Annotated in this window: 19 protein-coding genes and 1 other annotated feature; of the genes, 4 read left to right on the top strand and 15 right to left on the bottom strand. The window is 46.6% G+C overall.

Annotated elements, in window-relative coordinates:
- Positions 1-92: 92 nt before the first annotated feature.
- Complete coding sequence (locus FFM80_RS00265; protein ID WP_137638974.1) at positions 93-770, bottom strand: TetR/AcrR family transcriptional regulator; 678 nt, start codon at positions 768-770, stop codon at positions 93-95.
- Between the two features lie 182 nt (positions 771-952).
- Here FFM80_RS00265 and FFM80_RS00260 point away from each other — a divergent pair, with 182 nt between their 5' ends.
- A complete protein-coding gene (locus FFM80_RS00260) occupies positions 953-1,399 on the top strand; it encodes an Rrf2 family transcriptional regulator (protein ID WP_137638973.1) in 447 nt (148 codons plus the stop codon).
- Positions 1,400-1,711: 312 nt separating this feature from the next.
- Entirely contained in the window at positions 1,712-2,587 is an 876-nt protein-coding gene (locus tag FFM80_RS00255) for a tyrosine-protein phosphatase (RefSeq protein ID WP_223877266.1), read from the top strand.
- An 81-nt stretch (positions 2,588-2,668) separates the two neighbouring features.
- On the opposite strand, the gene lpdD is transcribed toward FFM80_RS00255, so the two are convergent.
- The 10 genes from lpdD to FFM80_RS00205 form a co-directional block, all read right to left on the bottom strand.
- The gene (gene lpdD / locus FFM80_RS00250) at positions 2,669-3,079 is read right to left on the bottom strand and encodes a prenylated flavin chaperone LpdD (protein ID WP_137638972.1); all 411 of its coding nucleotides are present in this window, start codon (positions 3,077-3,079) and stop codon (positions 2,669-2,671) included.
- 4 nt (positions 3,080-3,083) lie between these two features.
- Complete coding sequence (locus tag FFM80_RS00245; protein WP_137638971.1) at positions 3,084-3,647, bottom strand: UbiX family flavin prenyltransferase; 564 nt, start codon at positions 3,645-3,647, stop codon at positions 3,084-3,086.
- Positions 3,648-3,808: 161 nt separating this feature from the next.
- Positions 3,809-4,579, bottom strand: coding sequence for a tryptophan synthase subunit alpha (gene trpA, locus FFM80_RS00240; RefSeq protein WP_137638970.1), 771 nt, complete (start codon positions 4,577-4,579; stop codon positions 3,809-3,811).
- Positions 4,572-5,786: a tryptophan synthase subunit beta gene (trpB, locus tag FFM80_RS00235; protein WP_137638969.1), complete on the bottom strand. Its 1,215-nt coding sequence runs from the start codon at positions 5,784-5,786 to the stop codon at positions 4,572-4,574. Before trpB ends, trpA begins: the two co-directional genes overlap by 8 nt.
- A gap of 15 nt (positions 5,787-5,801) precedes the next feature.
- Positions 5,802-6,389: a phosphoribosylanthranilate isomerase gene (locus FFM80_RS00230; protein WP_137638968.1), complete on the bottom strand. Its 588-nt coding sequence runs from the start codon at positions 6,387-6,389 to the stop codon at positions 5,802-5,804.
- On the bottom strand, positions 6,376-7,167 hold the full coding sequence (gene trpC, locus FFM80_RS00225; protein WP_137638967.1) for an indole-3-glycerol phosphate synthase TrpC: 792 nt from the start codon (positions 7,165-7,167) through the stop codon (positions 6,376-6,378). The genes FFM80_RS00230 and trpC overlap by 14 nt, the downstream gene beginning before the upstream one ends.
- On the bottom strand, positions 7,164-8,183 hold the full coding sequence (trpD, locus tag FFM80_RS00220) for an anthranilate phosphoribosyltransferase (RefSeq protein ID WP_137638966.1): 1,020 nt from the start codon (positions 8,181-8,183) through the stop codon (positions 7,164-7,166). The genes trpC and trpD overlap by 4 nt, the downstream gene beginning before the upstream one ends.
- Positions 8,184-8,317: 134 nt before the next feature.
- Positions 8,318-8,572 (bottom strand) — a binding site (T-box leader).
- Between the two features lie 85 nt (positions 8,573-8,657).
- A complete protein-coding gene (locus tag FFM80_RS00215; RefSeq protein WP_137638965.1) occupies positions 8,658-9,227 on the bottom strand; it encodes an anthranilate synthase component II in 570 nt (189 codons plus the stop codon).
- The gene (locus FFM80_RS00210; protein ID WP_137638964.1) at positions 9,224-10,669 is read right to left on the bottom strand and encodes an anthranilate synthase component I family protein; all 1,446 of its coding nucleotides are present in this window, start codon (positions 10,667-10,669) and stop codon (positions 9,224-9,226) included. The genes FFM80_RS00215 and FFM80_RS00210 overlap by 4 nt, the downstream gene beginning before the upstream one ends.
- 784 nt (positions 10,670-11,453) lie before the next feature.
- Positions 11,454-13,649, bottom strand: coding sequence for a glycoside hydrolase family 65 protein (locus FFM80_RS00205; protein ID WP_171000996.1), 2,196 nt, complete (start codon positions 13,647-13,649; stop codon positions 11,454-11,456).
- A gap of 170 nt (positions 13,650-13,819) precedes the next feature.
- Here FFM80_RS00205 and FFM80_RS00200 point away from each other — a divergent pair, with 170 nt between their 5' ends.
- The gene (locus FFM80_RS00200) at positions 13,820-14,602 is read left to right on the top strand and encodes a hypothetical protein (RefSeq protein ID WP_137638962.1); all 783 of its coding nucleotides are present in this window, start codon (positions 13,820-13,822) and stop codon (positions 14,600-14,602) included.
- Between the two features lie 113 nt (positions 14,603-14,715).
- Here FFM80_RS00200 and pnuC read toward each other — a convergent pair whose 3' ends face one another.
- Positions 14,716-15,495 carry a nicotinamide riboside transporter PnuC gene (gene pnuC, locus FFM80_RS00195; protein ID WP_137639031.1) on the bottom strand — a complete coding sequence of 260 codons (780 nt, stop codon included), beginning with the start codon at positions 15,493-15,495 and terminating at the stop codon, positions 14,716-14,718.
- Positions 15,496-15,863: 368 nt separating this feature from the next.
- Between pnuC and map the strand changes: the two genes are divergently transcribed.
- Positions 15,864-16,652 (top strand): type I methionyl aminopeptidase, encoded by a 789-nt coding sequence (gene map, locus FFM80_RS00190; protein WP_137638961.1) that lies wholly within the window; start codon positions 15,864-15,866, stop codon positions 16,650-16,652.
- 320 nt (positions 16,653-16,972) lie between these two features.
- Here map and rbsU read toward each other — a convergent pair whose 3' ends face one another.
- Genes rbsU through rbsK form a run of 3 tightly spaced genes read right to left on the bottom strand, consistent with a single transcriptional unit; the run spans position 16,973 to position 19,200 of the window.
- Positions 16,973-17,857: a ribose/proton symporter RbsU gene (rbsU, locus tag FFM80_RS00185; RefSeq protein ID WP_137638960.1), complete on the bottom strand. Its 885-nt coding sequence runs from the start codon at positions 17,855-17,857 to the stop codon at positions 16,973-16,975.
- Positions 17,858-17,884: 27 nt separating this feature from the next.
- Complete coding sequence (gene rbsD / locus FFM80_RS00180; protein WP_137638959.1) at positions 17,885-18,280, bottom strand: D-ribose pyranase; 396 nt, start codon at positions 18,278-18,280, stop codon at positions 17,885-17,887.
- The gene (rbsK, locus tag FFM80_RS00175) at positions 18,277-19,200 is read right to left on the bottom strand and encodes a ribokinase (RefSeq protein ID WP_137638958.1); all 924 of its coding nucleotides are present in this window, start codon (positions 19,198-19,200) and stop codon (positions 18,277-18,279) included. Before rbsK ends, rbsD begins: the two co-directional genes overlap by 4 nt.
- Between the last annotated feature and the right edge of the window lie 106 nt (positions 19,201-19,306).

The raw sequence follows: 19,306 nt of genomic DNA, 5'->3' as shown, positions 1-19,306 counted from the left end.
TTAATTCCACTTGGTAGTATATCATCAATGAGAAAATAGTCAACTGTTTTCATTTGTTTTATTTGGGTCACCTAAGTTTACAAGTAGGCCGACTAATCCACTTGTAACGGCATTCTACGTGGGCTTAACCCGTTAACTAAGAAATCACTGAGATAGCGTACCGTTTGTTGATTATCATAAACATCTAAGTCCGCATACAAGACTTTTTCAACTAAATAACCACCTAACGTTGAAAACAATAATTGTAAAATCATATGATTCGGCCAATCAACCAGCTCACCATCCGCTTTTAAGCGGTCCATCACCTGATTAGCTTGCGTCAAAACCTCTGGTGATACCATTCCCAGTACAGCAGCGCGGTCTTCCGCGTTATTGAAGAATTGGGATAAGATCACTTTCAAGGAAGCCCGATTACGCTCTACAAAAGCAACGCGATCCGCAACCAAACTAACGATAAACACATCTAACGTTTGACTATCTTCGTCCAAGGTTGCTTGATCTAAAGTATTCAACATCATCGGTAAAATATGCTGCACAATTGGCTGCATAATCGCCTTTAGAATCCCGTTCTTATTAGTAAAATTATGAAAAAGTGTCCCCTCAGCAACACCGGCACGATCAGCGATTTCTCGGGTACCAACCTCTTCGTAACTCTTTTCGGCAAACAGTGCTAACGCGGCCGATAGAATCTTGCGCTGGGTCTTGGTAATTTGGCCATCCTTGCCTAATGAAGCGGCATAATACGCCTGGATGGTTTCAAGTTCACTCATTTTAAAGCTCCTTTTTGAAGTAACTGCTCAATTTATTACCATCATCATAACCGATTTTGTAATAATAAGCGACAAATTTCTTTGAAAAGTTACATGATTATTTGAATTGACATTAATAATTGCTTTACATATTTGGCTATCGTATAATCACAGTAATTCATATAGTTACAGGAAGTGAGTCTATGCGTGTGTCGACCCGTTTTAGTGATTCCATTCATTTACTAGCGTTTCTTAACATCTATGCTGATCAACACTTGACCAGTGACCTGATTGCCAGCAGTATCGAAACCAGTCCGGTTGTGGTCCGCCGGCTAATGGGCAAGCTCCGTCAGGCTGGTCTCATCACAACGACCCCCGGTTCAGCGCAACCAGCACTAGCTAAGCCGTTAGCCCAAATTTCGCTACTACAGATTTTTTACGCGGTCGAAGGGGATAAGCCGCTCTTTGCTGTTGATCCAAAAACTAACCCGGAATGCATCGTCGGTGGCAATATTCAGACTGTCTTACAGCAATACTATCAAGACGCTCAGACCGCGGCTGAAGCTCGGTTAGCACGAACCAGTATGCAAGATATCGTCGATAATATTTTAGTTGAACAGGCTAAAAAAGAAGCTTTACCGCATAACTAACAATAGTCGGAAATCCTTGATAATTTCAGGATTTCCGACTATTTTATTGCTTTCAGCATTACACATACACTAATCGGTCACGCTTGGTCGGTGATTTTCCGATTTAGATTGGAAGACCCCTTGGCTTCCAAACGCGGCCACCACGTTCCAGCCGATTCTGGACCAACCAGCACCAAACGTATCAGTTGCCTTCAGTAAATTAACTGATTCTTTAATTAGTTTACTCTGCTTACATAATCTTTACCGAATCCATATATGAGCTTTACATTCGAAGACTATAGTTAAGATATTCTTTTATTGGAGGGGAATCCATTGAGAAAATCAGTTATTGTGGCAATGTTAGCTTTATCTGCGGTAGCACCTAGCACCAGTGTCGCCAACTCTTTATTAGCCCATGCGGCAACTAAAAAGTCGACGAAAACAGTCAAGCAACCAAAAGTAAAACAAATTAAGCTCCAAGGGGCAGTTAACGTGCGTGACTTGGGCGGTTACCGAACGAAAGACGGTAAAACGATCAAGAAACACAAGTTACTGCGGTCCGCCGCGCTGGGAACGTTAACCAAAGCGGATACTAAGAAATTAGTCCAAACCTATCACCTCGCAACTGATATCGATCTCCGAACTGATGGCGAAGCTAAAAAATCGCCAGATGTCAAAATCAAAGGGGTTAAATACCGCTTTGATCCGGTTATGCATAACTTCTCAAAAATTGGTAAAACAGAATCTGGCGAACAAGTTATGACCCACACCTATCGCCAATTCGTCACCACCAAAGATGCCCGCAAAGCTTATCACAACTTGTTCGAGCAACTCTTACACAACCCCAAGAATAAAGCTGTCCTCTGGCATTGTTCTGCAGGTAAAGACCGTGCTGGTATGGGTAGCGTGCTTGTCTTATCAGCGTTAGGCGTTGATCGTAAGACTATTAATCATGACTTTATGCTTTCCAATAAATTCCGTGCTAGCGTCAACAAGCAGCACTTAGCGGCGCTAACTGCCAAGGGTGTTTCGAAAAAGTCACTTGATTATAGGCGCAAAAAAGCCATGGATGCGGTGAAGATGGCTTACATCAACACCTCTTACAAGTTGATCAAAAAGGACTACGATTCAATGAACAACTTCTTGCATAAAGGCATTGGCTTAACCAACAGCGACATTACCAAATTACGAAAAATGTATTTAAAATAAGCATAATGTGAACCAGCTTAAATCCTAGCAAAAATGCCCGTTACCGGCAGTCACTGACTGTTAGTAACGAGCATTTTAATTTTACTTGGGTTGTTGCGTATTGCTGTAATATTCTGGCTGTTGCGCATGAATCGGATTAGCTTGCAACCAGGCAATAATCTGATTAGCCAGATTAGTCGTCATTGGTGCGGCCGCAGCAATCTGAGCTTTCGTAATTTGATTAACATGAATACCAGCCGTAATCGTACAACTGCCAGGTAAATAAGTCTGCAGTTGTTGGGCTAGACGTTCCGAAATAAAGTTATCTTTGTGGAAACGGCCATCATGACTTGGAAATCTGACTGTTTGTGGTGCAGTCGTTGCGGTTAGGGTGGTCACATCCCCAATATGCGGATGACTACCACCGGTCACCACAATCAACAGATCAAAGCCAATCACCTGGACTGTGGCCATCATTTGATACCCGGCTTGACTCGTCTTAAACGTTGCCATCTAACTAGTCCCCTTCCCAACGTCGATCACTATCATTATGAATCTGAAACGCATCTAACAGCTTCATCGTTTGATGATTGACCAAATCTTGAATCGTTGTTGGGTGATTATAGAACGCCGGAATCGGCGGAATAATCTGGGCACCGAGCTTCGCCAGCTTAGTCAGATTCTTCAAATGAATCACACTCAACGGTGTTTCACGTGGAACAATGACTAATTTTCGTTGTTCCTTAATCGTGACATCAGCGGCCCGCGCAATCAGATTGTCCCCAAAGCCATACGCAATCCCAGCCACTGTCTTCATGCTAGCGGGCACGATGACCATCCCATCATTTAAGAACGACCCACTAGCAATCTTAGCGCCCTGATCATTGATATTGTACGTATAGTCTGCTAAGTCTTTTAGCTGTTGTAAGGAATAATCAGTCTCAAGGGCTAAGTTTTTCTTAGCCCAAGTACTCATCACCAGATGGGTCTCCACGTCTGGCATCCGGCTTAACTTAGCTAATAAATCGACGGCGTATATCGTCCCGGACGCCCCCGTAATCCCAACTACAATCCGTTTCATTTAATCGACCTCTTAATCTTAATTTCAGTTTTAACTGCAACCTCTATCTTAAACGCCGGTTAAGTCAGGAACAACTCGACTTTTGACTAATTCATATTCCGTTATGGAATAACACAAAAACACGCCTCAAACGAGACGTGTTTTAATGTATTTAACCCCACTTAACCTAAAGCTTGTTTAATTGACTGCGCATAGTCGGCTAATTGGACTTGCAAATCAGCCGGTTGAGCAGCCATCAGCTTCACGATGGCACTGCCAATAATGATACCATCTGCTAATTGGCCAAGTTCATGAGCTTGTTGTGGTGAATGAATACCAAATCCAATGGCGACCGGAACTGTGGTGACGGCCCGAATCTGGGCAACCGTCGCGGCCAACTGCTTCGAGAATTGCTCCCGTTGACCAGTGACTCCCATCGCTGAGACGACATAAATAAACCCAGTTGCTTGTGCCGCAATCTTAGCAATACGTTGGCCAGAAGTCGGCGCAATCAGTGGCACTAATGCAACATCATAGCTCGTCGCAATCGCCTTTAGCGCTGCATTTTCTTCTAACGGTAGATCTGGGATCACTAATCCACTAATATCTAGTTGCTGACAACGCTGGCAAAAGGCATCATAACCATATTTATAAACCAAATTGACATAGGTTAATAGGACAATCGGCACGGCCGTTTGTGCGCGAGCCTGCTCGACGATTTCAAAGACGGTTGCCGTCTTCACCCCGGCTTTAAACGCCCGCAAGTCAGCCGCCTGAATTACCGGCCCATCCGCGACGGGATCAGAGAATGGCAATCCCAATTCAACCACATCGGCCCCATTTTCAGCGAGCGTCACGATGCTTTTTACTGTAGTCTCAACGTCTGGATCATCGGCCACAATAAAGGGCATGAAAACTTTTTGTTGGTCAAAAACTTGTTTTAAATTAGTCATGTAAATCATTCCCCCGATAACGTGCAATTGCCGCAACATCTTTATCACCACGACCCGACAACGTACAAATGATTGTTTGATCTGGCCGCATCGTTGGGGCCACTTTCATCACATATGCCAAGGCGTGACAACTTTCAATCGCCGCAACAATCCCCTCCGTCTTCGCAATATATTCAAAAGCTTGCACGGCTTCTTCGTCCGTAATACCGACATAGGTTGCGCGTTTCAATGCTGCTAATTGGGCATGTTCCGGACCAACCCCAGGATAATCCAGGCCGGCCGAGATCGAATAGACTTGATCAATCTGACCATCATCATTTTGCAGGAATAAGGACTTCATGCCGTGGAAGATCCCCGGAGTTCCCTTTTCAATCGTGGCTGCGGTTTGCCCGGTATTGGCACCTTTACCCGCCGCTTCACAACCAATCAACTGCACACTAGAATCGTCAATATATTGGGCAAAACTCCCAATAGCGTTACTGCCACCGCCAACACACGCCACGACCATATCTGGTAACCGATGTTCGACAGCTTGCAGCTGCGCTTTAGATTCCCGACTGATCACACTTTGAAAATCATGCACCATCTGAGGAAACGGATAGGGACCTACCGCTGAGCCCATCACATAAAAGGTATCGTCAACCCGCTGCGTCCAAGCTTGTAGTGCCGCATTAACCGCGTCTTTGAGAACCATCGACCCCGTCGTTACTGGATGCACTTTAGCGCCAAGCAGTTCCATTCGATACACATTCAACCGCTGCCGATCCGTATCTAGCTTGCCCATATAGATTTCACAGTCCATTCCGAACAAGGCGGCAATGGTGGCAGTTGCAACGCCATGCTGGCCGGCTCCGGTCTCCGCAATCAGCCGCGTCTTCCCCATCCGTTTAGCGATCAAGGCTTGGCCAATCACATTATTAATCTTGTGGGCACCAGTATGATTTAAATCTTCGCGCTTCAAATAAATCTTGGCGCCACCCAAATCTTTGGTCATCCGCTCGGCATAGTAGAGTAAAGACGGCCGATTAGCATAGTCACGTAGTAATGTGTGCAAGTCGTGCAAGAAATCTGGATCTTGCCGATACCGATGATAGGCTTGAGCTACGGCTTGTAACTCCGTCATTAAGGTTTCTGGAATGAATTGACCACCGAACTGACCATAATAGCGGTCATCAGGTGTTGACGCTGTTTTTAGTTTTTCTGACATTTTAAGTACTCCATTTCAGTTGAATTGATGGACGTTAGCGACCATCTGAGCAATTTTTTGTGGATCTTTGTGGCCAGCCGTTTCTACGCCACGCGAGACATCAATGACCGCTGGCCGACTAGCCTTTAATACTGCCGTGACATTTTCTGGAGTCAGCGCGCCGGCTAGGAATAACGGCTGCCTAAGCGGTTGGTCCAGCTGGGCGGGCGTTAGTGGGTGCGCACTCCCGACCCGACTGTCCAGCATGACGTAATCCGCTGGCGTTGGGTGATACGGTTGTTCCGGTAGTCGAAACGCTTGAATGACTGGCACACCGGCGTGTTGTAAGGCACGGATGGTTGCTGCTGACTCATGGCCGTGACATTGCACGATACTAATCGCCCCTTGTTGCACCGCAGTCAACATCGTCGCCAACGGAGCATCGACAAAGACCCCCACACTAGGAATCGCTGAATCCAAGTGTTGCCGCAAGTTTAAGGCTTGAACCAAGGTCAGTTGATGGCGACCAGCGGCAAATACAAAGCCGGCATAATCGGGTTTGACGTGATTAACAGCCGCAATATCAGCGGTCGTCATTAACCCGCAGATTTTAATTTTGGTCATTAGTGGCACTTCCTTTTAATTCAGCTAACTTAGCCGCCTTATCCGGTGCACGCATTAAGGTCTCGCCAATCAAGACACCATCAAGCTTGGCCGCCCGTAAGCGCGCCATATCCGCGGCAGTCTGAATCCCGCTTTCAGCAATCACGGGGATCCCCGCTGGTACCAACGGCCGTAAGCTGATACTGCGATTCAGGTCAACTTTGAAATTCGTTAGATCGCGATTATTGATCCCAATCAGCCGCGCGCCAGCTGCCAAACCGCGGGTTAATTCCGCCCGATTATGCACTTCTACAATGGCTGCTAAGCCTAAGTCATCAGCCAATACCTGCAACTCACGCAATTGTGCATCCGTTAAGATGGCAACAATTAGTAAGACCATGTCGGCGCCAGCTAACTTTGCTTGGTACAACATGCTTGGCGCTAACGTAAAGTCTTTTCGTAAGACTGGAACATCAACGTTATTAGCAATCGTCTGCAGGTAAGCCAAGTCACCGTGAAAATAATCCGGTTCGGTCAAAACCGAAATCGCATCAATCCCGGCGGCGGCATAGGCCTGTGCAATTTGCAGATAAGGAAAGTCGGTTACAATCTGGCCTTTCGATGGCGACGCTTGTTTGACTTCGCCAATCACTTGTAAGCCGGGTTGTCGAAACCGATTCAAGACGGCATCAACATTACCTTTAGGTCTTGCCAGGGCTTGCTGTCGCAAGGTCGCCGTAGGAATAGGCTGCGCCGCTAGTCGGCGTTGGGTATGCTGGACCAGCGTGTCTAAAATCATGCAGCCTGCCCCGCTTTCGTTAAGGCAATGAGCTGTGTTAATTGTTGTAACGCTGCCCCGTCATCAATGGCGGCCTGCGCCAAGTTGATTCCCGCCTGGATACTCAATTCGGGCCGGGCAGTGTGAATGGCACAACCCGCGTTGAACACGACCACATCTCGTTGTGGACCCGGTTGGCCATTCAAAATAGCGCGCGTAATCGCCGCATTGTCAGCCGGTGAACCCCCAATAATTGCCGCTTTATCACAACGTTGTAGTCCAAATTGTTCTGGGGTTAACGTGGTCGTAGTTAAACGGTCACCGTTAATCTCAGCCACCGTGGTTGGTGCGGATAAGGACACTTCATCAAATCCATCTTGACCATGCACGACCATCGCATGCTTTAGCCCCAACTGCTGCAAGACTTTCGCCATCGGGACGACTAAGGCATCATCGTAGACTCCCAAGACTTGCGCCGTGGCATGCGCCGGATTAGCTAACGGCCCAAGAATGTTGAACAAGGTCCGAATGCCTAACGCCTGACGGACTGGCGCCACGTACTTCATCGCTTGATGGTATTCTTGCGCGAATAAGAAACATAACCCAATCTGTCGCAGAATCGTGGCACTCTGTTGTGGATCAACGGTAATGTTGACGCCCAGTGCTTCTAACACATCGGCCGCGCCACTCTTCGATGAAGCCGCGCGATTACCATGCTTGGCCACCGGAATCCCAGTCGCCGAAACGACTAAGGCGGTCGTGGTAGAAATATTAAATGAATTCGAATGATCACCGCCTGTGCCGACAATCTCTAAGACGGCTTCATCGGTTGGAAACGCCAACGCATGAGCCCGCATCGCAGCGGCCGCCCCCGCAATTTCTGGTACGGTCGCCGTTTTGACTGCTAGACCAGTTAAAAAGCTGGCAATTTGAATATCAGTCGTGTGGCCGCTCATAATCTCATCAATCACGGCGTGGCTCTGGTCATAAGTTAAGTCTTGGTTTTCAGTTAAGGTTTGAATCGCAGTTTCAATCATGGGTATTCCTCCAATTTTAAATGCTAAGTAACGAGCCATTAAATTGGGTGATACCATCGTTTACCAGGGTTTAGTTGCATCTTGATGACCTCCTTAGAATCCAAAAAATCCGCCCATAAACGCAGTTAACTACGTTTAAGGACGGATTATTCCGCGGTGCCACCTTAATTTAATTAATCGACGACTGCGCTGACAGTCCCCCAATTAATTACGCTTAGCACAGGGCTAACACCCTGCCGACAACTGACGTATGCCTAACGTTTCCCGGTACTACAGTTTCGCGGGAACCCTCGATGGTCCATTTAATAATCTGCGTTCGACGGCACTCTCAGCAGCGGCCGCTCTCTTTACGTGCACAATTATCTTGATCTCCATCTCATCGGTTTATGGACGAACTTATTTGGTTGTTATTGAGAATAAGGCTGTTTTTGATGAAAGTCAAGCTTTATTTTCATTTAATTTTAACTTTACTCACTAAATTGACAGAAAGTTACGAATAATTTGAGCACCCACCGTTGGCTCAGTCATAATTGATTCCGGATGAAACTGTACGCCATAAACGGCCCGAGCTTCATCCGCTACCGCCATAATTGTGCCATCTTCAGCGGTCGCCGTTACTTGTAAAGCAGCCGGGCACTGGGTAATGGCCAGCGAATGATAACGCGCCCCGGTAAAAGTTGACGGACACCCGGCAAACAACCGCCCAGCTTGATTAACTGTAATCGAACTGGGACGACCATGCATCAACTCAAGTGCTGGACCGACTTGACCGCCATACGCTAACGCTAGTGCTTGATGGCCTAGACACACCCCTAGAATGGGGACCCGGCCAATCAACGCGTGTAGCTGAGCCATCATTGCCCCCGCCTGTTCTGGTCGTCCTGGACCGGGCGAAAAAATGAGTTTACTGGGATGACGCGCGATCAGTTCGGCCGGTGTTAACGCATCGTTTTTGATTACCGTAATTGGTTCGGCCGTTAAAGTACCAACTAGTTGGTACAAGTTATACGTGAAGCTGTCATAATTATCGATCAAGTAAATCATTGCGCCACCGCCTTTAACGCTTGCACCACGGCACGCGCTTTATTATTAAATTCCTGAAACTCCTGCTGTGCACAGCTATCCGCAACAATTCCCGCACCAGCATGAACGACCAACTGGGCGCCTTGCCGATACGCCAACCGAATCCCAATACAGAAATCCAAATCGCCATTGAAATCCAAGTAACCTAAGCAACCGCCATAAATGCCGCGTTTGCGCTGTTCAAGCTCACTAATCAGTTGCATCGCCCGAACTTTAGGCGCGCCCGATAGCGTTCCCGCTGGCATTAGCGACTCGATGATATCAATCGGAGACGTTCCCGCTGCTACCCGACTTTCAACCGTTGACCCTAAATGCATCACTTGGCTAAACTTCAGCAGTTGCCGCGTCCGGGTCACTTGCACACTACCAAACTGACTGACCCGGCCTAAGTCATTGCGACCCAAGTCAATCAGCATATTATGTTCAGCTAATTCTTTGGGACTAGTAGTTAATTCATGCGCGAACGCCGCATCTTCAACCGCTGTTTTTCCTCGTCGCCGCGTGCCGGCTAACGGATAAGTCACGAGGTTATCCCCTTGTTTTTTAATCAGCGTCTCCGGTGAAGCCCCAACTGTCTCGAAATCACCGTGCCGAAAGTAAAACTGATACGGCGCCGGACTAGTTGGAAATAAGGTTCGGGTTAAGTTGAATAATGAACCCGTCATCTGTGCCCGTTGCGGGTTCGATAAAATCAACTGGAAAATGTCGCCCTGGCGAATATGCTGCTTGGTTTGGGCAACCTTGGCTGTAAACGTCGGCAAATCAAAGGCTAGCGTCAACGGTGTCAGTAACCGCAACGGCGGCAGCATTGGTTCCAGACAAGTGGCAAGTCGCTGTTTGAGGGTCTGCAAATCTGCCATTACCGTGGCATAACACGCCGTTAGCGTCGACGTGGGCACTAACTGCGACAAGGTCACCTGATGCGTCTGATGATTATAGCCAATCACCCGGTCCACCACTAATAGATCAGCGTCATTCAGCTGATCTGGGTCAGCCGGTTGTTGCGGTAAGGTGGGATTGGCATAACGCGCATAATCATAACTAAAGTAACCTGCCAAGCCACCCGTAAACGGCGGTAAACCAGGAATCTTAGGCGTTTGATTAACGGTCATTAAGTGCTGCAGAACTGGTTTTAATGCTGTTTTAGTCCGCGTTATTTTGTCAGCCGTCGTCACCGTTAGCTGACCATTGCGATACATCAAGGTTTGTTGCGGGCGCACACCGATAAAACTATAGCCAGCTTCATCAGGTTTCGGTTGACCGGTCAATAGAAAGCACGGTTGCGTAGGCGTTTGCAGTGCCGCGGTCACGGCTACTGGATCAAATTGATCGACCTGATATTGTAAGGTGACGGGCACCATGGGGTAAGTTTGACTTAGTTGTTGTAGCGTTTTTAGATTCATTTTAAATCTCCTTGAAAGGCTTCAGTAACCAGCAGCTTTCAAGCGTGACCATCGACAAGTTAACATACACCAATTCCTCCAAACTAAAAAATCCGCCCAAAAACGTTTTGCAACGTTTAAGGACGGATTCACTCCGCGGTACCACCTTAATTAACGCGTTAGTCGGACTAACCCGTTCCCTCTAAACAAGGCTAACACCTTGCTGGCAGTAACGTCTGCCTAACGTTTCCCGGTACTCTTATTTCGCGGGAACCCTCAATGGTCCATTTAATGACTGGCATTCGGCGACATTCACAGCAATAGTCACTCTCTGGGCGGGCCCGGTCATCTTGATCTCCATCTCATCGGTTTTTGGACGAACTTTTTTAATTGCTGTTTAGATTAAACTTTAGTGAGAACTTTGTCAACTTCAACTTGTCACTCTGGTTGGCCCAGAATTGGCTGGAACGCGGTGGCCGCGTTTTCGAGCCACAGTGCGGTCTCGAAAGCCGGGCTTTATCTAAGTCGGAAAATCACCGACTAAGATAAACGACACCACTGAGCCAATTCTGGACCGCCCGCCGTTAAATTAACGCTTGGTTATTTTCACTCAACAATTTAAACTCATTTCTTAAAATGCTCAGCCATGGCGTTTCAGCCTTTCAGAAACTAAGTGGTAGGCCATAATTTCACCTAGCATCAGACGTAATCCAATACAGTATTATTAACCAATAGCTGACCTTAAAAATAATCGTAGTGACCTGTAGAGCTGCTCCACCACGAGCCTGCTAATCAATAAATCTTACTAAAATTGCTTAGTCGCCTGAATCTGAATGGTCCGACTCGCTTGATCAATCGTCACTTCATCGCCGACTGCGCCAGTCACAGTTAAATCGGCAGGTGTGACAGTGATGGCATAAACGGTCCCGCGATACTGCAACTTAAAGGCGCATTGCGTCCAGCCAGTTGGTAAGTAAGGATGCAACGTGGCGTGCTGATCATCGATCTCTAGCCCCATTAGTCCCCAAGCAAACGTGATCCAACTACCGCCCATCGCAGCCAAATGCAGTCCGTCAGCGGTATTGCCTTGTAAGTTTTCAAGGTCCGTATTAATCGTCCGCTTGAAGAAATCAATCGCCCCTGCATACTTGCCTAACCGTGCCGCCGCAATCGCATAAATGGCCGGTGATAATGACGAGTCATGCGTGGTGATGGGTTCGTAATAATCATAATTGGTCTGGACTTGTTGATCAGTGAATTGTTCCGGTAACAAGACCATCGCTAAGATTAAATCCGCCTGTTTCAAAACTTGTAGCCGATATAAGACTAACGGATGGTAGTGGGTCAATAATGGAAATTGATCCCGTGGAATCCGACTTAAGTCTAGCCGTTTCTTCGATAGGAAGCTGTCATCTTGGGCAATTAGGTCACCTTGCGTTTCAAAGTACATCTCGTCAGCCGCTTTTTTAAAGCGGGCCCATTCTTGGTTAGAGACCTTAAAATGCCCCACAGTGCGTTGATCATAATGATCGGTTAAGTAGCGTAATTCAAATTGCACTAAATAATTGGTATAGGCATTATTATTGACTAAAGCGGTATATTCGTCTGGACCAGTAACTGTGTTCAAAACAAAGCCCTTTTGCGCATCGAAATTCCCATAATCTAAATAAAAGCGACTGGTTTCAATCAGGATTTCCAAGCCATAATCCCGCATAAAGGCCGCATCGTGGGTAATCTGGAAATACCGAATCACTAAGTAAGCGACATCGGCATCGATATGAATCGCCGCGGTGCTCGCTGGAAAGTAAGCCGAAGACTCTTCCCCGTTAATCGTCCGCCATGGGAATAGCGCGCCCGCTAGTCCTAGCGACTGCGCATAGGTTTTGGCATGTGGTAACTGGTGATACCGAACTAACAATAAGCGTCGCGCTAAATCGGGATGATTCCAGTAAAAGAACGGGGCTTCATAGATTTCAGTGTCCCAGAAGTAATGTCCATTGTAGCCACTACCAGTTAAGCCTTTCGCTGCAATGCCGTGGCTACCTTGATGACCACCAAGGGCTTGGAGTAAGCCAAATTGTGAGAAGCGAATCCCTAATTGTGAGACCTCATCCCCACTAATCTTAATATCACTCGTCGCCCAGAACTGTTGCAAATCTGTCGTTTGGGTTTCAGCCAATGTCGCAAAGCTAGTCGTTAACCCCGCCGTGGCTGCTTCCGGTAACGTGGCCGTCCCTAAAGCAAACCACACCGTCTTCGTCAGCTCAACCTGACCTTGGTCAAAGGTAAATTCACCGGTCCAATTACCATCATCAACCCATTGGCCTGGCTGATCATAGTGGACAAAGAGACTTAATTGCTGGTCACTATGCAAGGCATTTAACGTTAAGCCCCGAATATCGGGCGTTGGTTGTGAGACGTCCTGCTGATCTAAAATATCATGTGGGTCATAATGCGCCAACCGTGGATCAAAGGCCGTACTTTTAGCGGTCGCCGTCGCATGCAACCCCGCGACCACCCGTAACTTACCGGTCTTAAAATTTAGTGCCTCAACCGTCAACTGTTGCCCCATCAGTGCGGCCGTGTGTAAGCTGGTCAACCGGTCAATCTTAATCTTTAGCTGCTGACCAGTCGCCGTGGCTTCCCAAATTAACGTATGGGTGAATTGCCCGGTCCGCATATCTAAGGCATAATGCTGGTCAATAACTTGGCCTTGAATTAAATCCACGGCCATATCATCTAACCAGAGTTGTAATTGGGTCGGTGCGGGTAACGGAATCATCGTCTGGTTGCGTTGTGGAAACCCAAATTGAGCCTCACCGTACTGGATCGGTTCATAATCATAAAAGCCATTCACATACGCCACCGTATCCGTCACTGGACCAGCTTGGAGTTGCGGAATTTCAGTCAAATCTTTAACCCCAATTAAACCATTACTGACGGTTAATCGTGATGCCAATTCACGTGTCGGCTGCGTCGCTGACAGTGTCCATAAATCCATCTTGTGACCTCCCATTTGTTAACAAACTTCACCTTTTATTGTAACGCTATGCTCAGACCACAGTTAATATCCGTTCCGAAGCGAATTAGTTAACAAATTGAACTTAATCTGTGTTGCGTCGCTAATTTTGGCTTATACTCAAGGTAGTTTATACAGAGGAAGTGATGGTGATGGCGAATCGGCGCACCACCCATAATCCAAATCAATTTGTAAATACAGCCGACCATCGCCGGCAACTGCAATTGGCCGTGCAAACGGCGTTGCCGACTAATGTCCATGTCTTAGCGCGCAACTTCGCCCGGTCCAGTGCCAGCTCCTACTGGCTGTTAATGCTGGATCAGCCCCATCAGGCGATCCCCCGTTTCTTAACGTTGCGAATTGCTGATCATACCCTTTGGCTGGCTAATCACGATCAATTGACCCTAACTTGGCAAGCTGGTAATTTTGACGCAGTCCAACAACAACTACGGGCGCGGTTAACTACTAAAACCTTGCAGGCATACAGTTACCAGCTAACGATGACCGATATTATCACCCTAAGACTACTGTTGCATTTAGAGCAGCACCAGTTGATCTGGCTCGTCCAGCTTTCACCAGTAATCGCCAAGGCCTATAAGAATCAGCAGCTTGACCTCCAAGCCGACTTTCCTAGCGCTAAGTTATTGCTTGGTAATATGAATAACAGCAGTCTACAGTTGGTACCGGTAAAACAAGCCCAATTTCAGGCGCGACTTGGCCGTTACTTCGGTCGCAACTTATTATTTTCACAATTCACGAGTCATCAATTATTACGGCTATTGCCGACCAATCAATGGATTCGGCCGCTTTTACAAGTTCTACCACCAACCCCACATTTAGAGGCCCAATTAGCCGCTACTTACGGAACCAGTTTTGTTCGCGTTTATGTGGAAGCCATCCGACAGCAGGCTCGGCTACAAGCTGTTGGGTCATAAAGTTCACTGAGTTTGGATCATGATCCAAACTCTTTTTTTGCACAAAAAACGCCGCATCATTATCGATGCGACGCCACTGCCGGAAAGCAAAATTCCGATGATTATTTTTTAAATTAGTGATTCAGTCCAAAGGCATGCTGATCATCTTTTTCAGCATCCATTGCGGCCTGTTCTTCAGCCATCAAGCGAGCTCGTTCACGTTTGTTATACCAAGGTGATACCGTGAAAGCCAAGATATCGTTGATCAAGTAAACGGAACTGTTGATGAACATCGCCAATGTCGCTGAACCTTGACGGAAAGAAATAAACCATAAGACCATCTGAGCCAAGCCAGAGGCAATCCACCAGAAGTATTGGTTGTTATAACGCAAGAAGCAGATCACACCGGCCGTTAAGCAGATAGCAAAGCTAATCGCATCAACCCATGGCCGCGGATCATCAGTAAAGGTCCCGATTAAGTAACCAGAAATCCCATACACAACAATCGTGGCAACAATCGCAATCACCCAAGTGCTGCCAGTGAACTTCCGAATCTTTGAGACCATGTTGACGTTCCAACTGGCACTCAATAAAACCGGAATATCCAAGGTAACGACGTATGCCAATTGTTCCCCAATACTTAGATAGTTTTTAGCTGAAAAGCCAACGATAATAAAGCAAAAGGCTGAAATAACGCCTAACAAGCCATTAACTGATTTAGCGGCATTGATCGCTAAGACACATAAAACACCCAAAGTGGTCCCAATAAATGTTAAGATAGACAACAGTGTAATTGGGGCACTGACCAAGGTCATTACTTGGCAACCCAAGCTAAAGTAGAATAAATAATAGTTCTGTTGTGGCCAACCTTTTAGTTGGTGCGCTAAAAATTTAAAATAATTACTCAAAATCAAATTCCTCTTTCCGTCAATCAATTTATGCCGTGCGTCGTGCTTAGTTGGCCAACTAATCATTAGATAACACCATATGTGGTATCTCCGTTCGAAGCAACACTATATATTGTATCATTATCTTTGGCGATGAAAAGGGCTAATTTTGAATTATTAAACAAGTTGTTCACAATCAATCCGCTTACTTAACCGCCAGACCGGTATTTTTCGGTTGGCGATTTTTTATTATTTTTTTATATCAGCTTTGAGCATTTAAATTGTTAATCATAACAGCCCGACAAAACAATGCCCTTTGTCGGTAGCAACCAGCTGGAGTATACTAGATACGGAAACTTTTTTACTTACAATATTTAAATTTTGTTGGAGGAAACATGATAACTCTTAAATCAGATCGTGAGATTAAGGGCATGCAAGCAGCCGGCGACATTATGGTCGGCTTGTTCCATGCTTTATCAGATTATATCAAGCCCGGGATTACCACTTGGGACGTGGATCACTTCGCCTATGAATACATTACAGCGCATGATGCCACGCCTGGCGAATTGAACTTCGAAGGCTACAAATACTCAACTTGTGTCAGCGTTAATGACATGATTTGTCACGGCTGCCCAAGCAAAGATATCTTAGTTAAAGACGGCGACTTATTAAAAGTCGACACGGTCATCAACTACCATGGCTACTTGAGTGATTCTTGCCACGCTTTCGTTGCTGGAACCACGACTCCAGAAGTCCAAAAATTAATGGACGTTACGTTAAAGGCCTTATATCTAGGGATCGACCAAGCCGTTGTCGGCAACCGTATCGGTGACATTGGCTGGGCTATTCAAAATTACGCCGAAAACGAAATGGGTTACGGCGTGGTTCGCGAATACATCGGTCATGGGATTGGACCGACGATGCACGAAAAACCTGACGTCCCACATTACGGTGAAGCTGGTCATGGGACTCGCTTAAAGGCTGGGATGACCATTACCATCGAACCAATGGTCAACATTGGCGACTGGCGCTCTGGCGAAACCGCTGACGATGGCTGGACTGTGCGCACATTAGACGGCAGTCTCAGTTGCCAATACGAACACACCTTAGTCGTTACCGATGATGGGCCAAAGATCTTATCATCATACGATCATGACTTCGATGCGAAGTATTTACTGAAGTAAATTAAAAAAGAAGGTTATCTGAAATTTTAGAATTTCAGATAACCTTTTTTTAATCTCAATATTTATAAGTCAAATTACGCTTGGTGCTAGTTGAAATTGTCGCCTGCCGGTTGGTTGATTGAACATTTTATAAATATCGACTAACTAACGGCGGGCGGGCCAGAATTGGCTCAGTGGTGTCGTTTATCTTGGTCGGTGTTTTTCCGACTTAGATAAAGCCCGGCTTGGAAGACCGAACTTTGGCTTCCAAACGCGGCCACCACGTTCCAGCCAATTCTGGCCCAACCAGAGTGGCAACTTACACCAAGTATTTCAAACTATTAAATTAAAACGGTCACAGTAGCCGCAACTAAGATTAAAACTAACCCCAAGACCGTGATACGCATCTCTTTACTGGTCTTCTTCTGGCCTAAGAACCAAATACCAGTCAAGGTTGCGAGTACTACGGAAGTTTGTGACAAGATAAAACCAGTTGCTAAACCATTCATGTCTGGTTGGGCGGAGATTAAGTAAGTTAACGCCGCAAATGCGAAGAATAAGCCTGAAAAAATATGGCGATACGAAATACTTTCCGTCAACGCTAATTTTTCACCCCGCAACGCGAGGAAAATCGCATATACGATGCCAACTAAGACCATCCCAATTGCTTGGGGTAAGAAGGCTTGCATCCCACTCAGCTTGGTTGCTTGCGGAGCGGCGGAATAGGCCCAGTAGCCAATCTCACCGACTGCCAACCAGAGTACTGCTCGCCGCAGTAATCGAGCGTTACCGGCATCCTTATGTTCTGACCAGACTGTCAAGCTAGCGCCAACAATAATTAACACCAAAGCTAACCCACCGAAAAGCTTCGCAGCCGTCGTTGGCCAATCACCTAACGCAATAACACCCCATAATGAAGCCCCTAGCAGTTGAAACGCCGTGGTTACCGGCATCGCTCGTGACGAGCCAACCATCGTAAAGGCTTTAAAGGTAATAATCTGTGCACTGGCCCAGCCAATCCCAGAGATAATGGCAAAGATCAAATCATGGCCGGTTGGTAAGGCAATTCCTTGAACCATCACAAAGACCATGGCAAACAATAACGTCCCAATCGTGGACCCGAGGATCTGATTAACGGGACGACCACCAATCTTAGACGCAATCGTGGGATATAACCCCCACCCTAACAATGGGCCCAGCCCAATTAACAATGCCGTTGCATTCATACTCTTTCCTCCTATGCGTGCCTATGCCTAGAACGTCACGCCGCTTTCTAATAAAATATTCGCATACGGGGTCATCTCACCCGTCCGGACAAAGGCCCGGCAGTTGTGCAAGTCCTGCTTCATGTCATCATGCGGAATAAACGTTATCGGCGTATCTGGCAACCGCTTTTTAATCGCCGTTAACATCGCCGGATTCTGCGTCTTGATCTCGCTGGCTAAGTAAATCCGTTGCACTTCAAGTTCTTCTAATACGTTATTGAGTACCTGCATAAAGCTTGGAATCCCATTATCGACAGCTAAATCAATCTTTTCGGTTCCCATTGGTACCGGCATCCCGGCATCACCAATACTTAATTTGTCAAAATGGCCCATTTGCGCAATCACGCGCGATAAATCTGAATTGATCACTTTACTTTTTTTCATTCGGCTAACCCCGCTTCAATTAATTCATGCCGATACGGAATCGATGGTTGCGCACCAAACCGCTGGACAGTTAATGATGACGCACCGTTACCATATCGAATGGCTGCTTCTAAATTACTAAAATCAGACTTTAAGACGCTACTCATCGCACCAATAAAGGTATCACCAGCCGACGTCGTATCGACAGCATTAACTTTGTACGCTGGAATGATACCATGCCGACCATCAACATCATAGAACGCGCCTTTACTCCCAATCGTGATAATCACGGCAGCAATCCCTAAGGCGTGTAAATCCGCTGCTGCTTTTAACATGCTAGCTTCATCCGTAATCTTTACGCCCGTTAAGATCTCGGTTTCAGTTTCGTTGGGAATAATCATATCCGTCACCGCTAATAACTCAGTTGGGACCTTTGCCATCGCCGGCGCCGGATTCAAAATCGTCCGGACTCCCGCCGCTTGTGCAAGTTTGAAAGCCGCAATCGTACTGTCGGTAGCGCTTTCAAATTGAGCAATAATAAAGTCACTATTTTCAATTAACTGACGCTGCTGGGCAACATAATCCGGATCAAACGCCATATTAGCACCAGCATGAATCATAATCTGATTCTCACCAGCATCGTCAACGACAACATACGCTTGACCAGTCGAGGTATTCGTTAAAGTGGTCACACCCGTTAAATCAATCTCTTCTTGTGTCAGTAATTCAAGCATGGCTTTACCAGCATCATCATCGCCGACCGCCCCAATAAAATGCGTGATGGCTGCTGAACGCTTGGCGGCGACAGCTTGATTAGCGCCTTTGCCACCTCCGGCTGAGAAAATTTCTTTCGTATGCATGGTCTCACCAGGCTTCGGCATTTGCTTCACCCGAATCGTGCGATCTAAGTTGATGCTACCAATGACAGTGACTGTATTCATAGGAATCCCTCCAGTTAATTAATCGTTAATTTAAGCTTAATTGCTTTTCGTTAAAACGTTTTATGAAAACGTTTCAATAGAACAACAAAAATATAGCACATCTGAA

The organism is Lactiplantibacillus dongliensis (assembly GCF_005405105.1).
GTDB classification, from domain to species: domain Bacteria; phylum Bacillota; class Bacilli; order Lactobacillales; family Lactobacillaceae; genus Lactiplantibacillus; species Lactiplantibacillus dongliensis.
This window is presented reverse-complemented; position numbering and strand designations above follow the sequence as displayed.

What these genes read in the sequence shown, in the direction of transcription:
- FFM80_RS00230 (WP_137638968.1), bottom strand. Translation starts at nt 6,389, where the DNA reads ATGACCAAAATTAAAATCTGCGGGTTAATGACGACCGCTGATATTGCG.
- FFM80_RS00245 (WP_137638971.1), bottom strand. Translation starts at nt 3,647, where the DNA reads ATGAAACGGATTGTAGTTGGGATTACGGGGGCGTCCGGGACGATATAC.
- FFM80_RS00215 (WP_137638965.1), bottom strand. Translation starts at nt 9,227, where the DNA reads ATGATTTACTTGATCGATAATTATGACAGCTTCACGTATAACTTGTAC.
- rbsD (WP_137638959.1), bottom strand. Translation starts at nt 18,280, where the DNA reads ATGAAAAAAAGTAAAGTGATCAATTCAGATTTATCGCGCGTGATTGCG.
- trpA (WP_137638970.1), bottom strand. Translation starts at nt 4,579, where the DNA reads ATGACTAATTTAAAACAAGTTTTTGACCAACAAAAAGTTTTCATGCCC.
- map (WP_137638961.1), top strand. Translation starts at nt 15,864, where the DNA reads ATGATAACTCTTAAATCAGATCGTGAGATTAAGGGCATGCAAGCAGCC.
- FFM80_RS00200 (WP_137638962.1), top strand. Translation starts at nt 13,820, where the DNA reads ATGGCGAATCGGCGCACCACCCATAATCCAAATCAATTTGTAAATACA.
- trpB (WP_137638969.1), bottom strand. Translation starts at nt 5,786, where the DNA reads ATGTCAGAAAAACTAAAAACAGCGTCAACACCTGATGACCGCTATTAT.
- rbsU (WP_137638960.1), bottom strand. Translation starts at nt 17,857, where the DNA reads ATGAATGCAACGGCATTGTTAATTGGGCTGGGCCCATTGTTAGGGTGG.
- FFM80_RS00265 (WP_137638974.1), bottom strand. Translation starts at nt 770, where the DNA reads ATGAGTGAACTTGAAACCATCCAGGCGTATTATGCCGCTTCATTAGGC.
- trpC (WP_137638967.1), bottom strand. Translation starts at nt 7,167, where the DNA reads ATGATTTTAGACACGCTGGTCCAGCATACCCAACGCCGACTAGCGGCG.
- FFM80_RS00205 (WP_171000996.1), bottom strand. Translation starts at nt 13,649, where the DNA reads ATGGATTTATGGACACTGTCAGCGACGCAGCCGACACGTGAATTGGCA.
- FFM80_RS00210 (WP_137638964.1), bottom strand. Translation starts at nt 10,669, where the DNA reads ATGAATCTAAAAACGCTACAACAACTAAGTCAAACTTACCCCATGGTG.
- trpD (WP_137638966.1), bottom strand. Translation starts at nt 8,183, where the DNA reads ATGATTGAAACTGCGATTCAAACCTTAACTGAAAACCAAGACTTAACT.
- FFM80_RS00260 (WP_137638973.1), top strand. Translation starts at nt 953, where the DNA reads ATGCGTGTGTCGACCCGTTTTAGTGATTCCATTCATTTACTAGCGTTT.
- rbsK (WP_137638958.1), bottom strand. Translation starts at nt 19,200, where the DNA reads ATGAATACAGTCACTGTCATTGGTAGCATCAACTTAGATCGCACGATT.
- lpdD (WP_137638972.1), bottom strand. Translation starts at nt 3,079, where the DNA reads ATGGCAACGTTTAAGACGAGTCAAGCCGGGTATCAAATGATGGCCACA.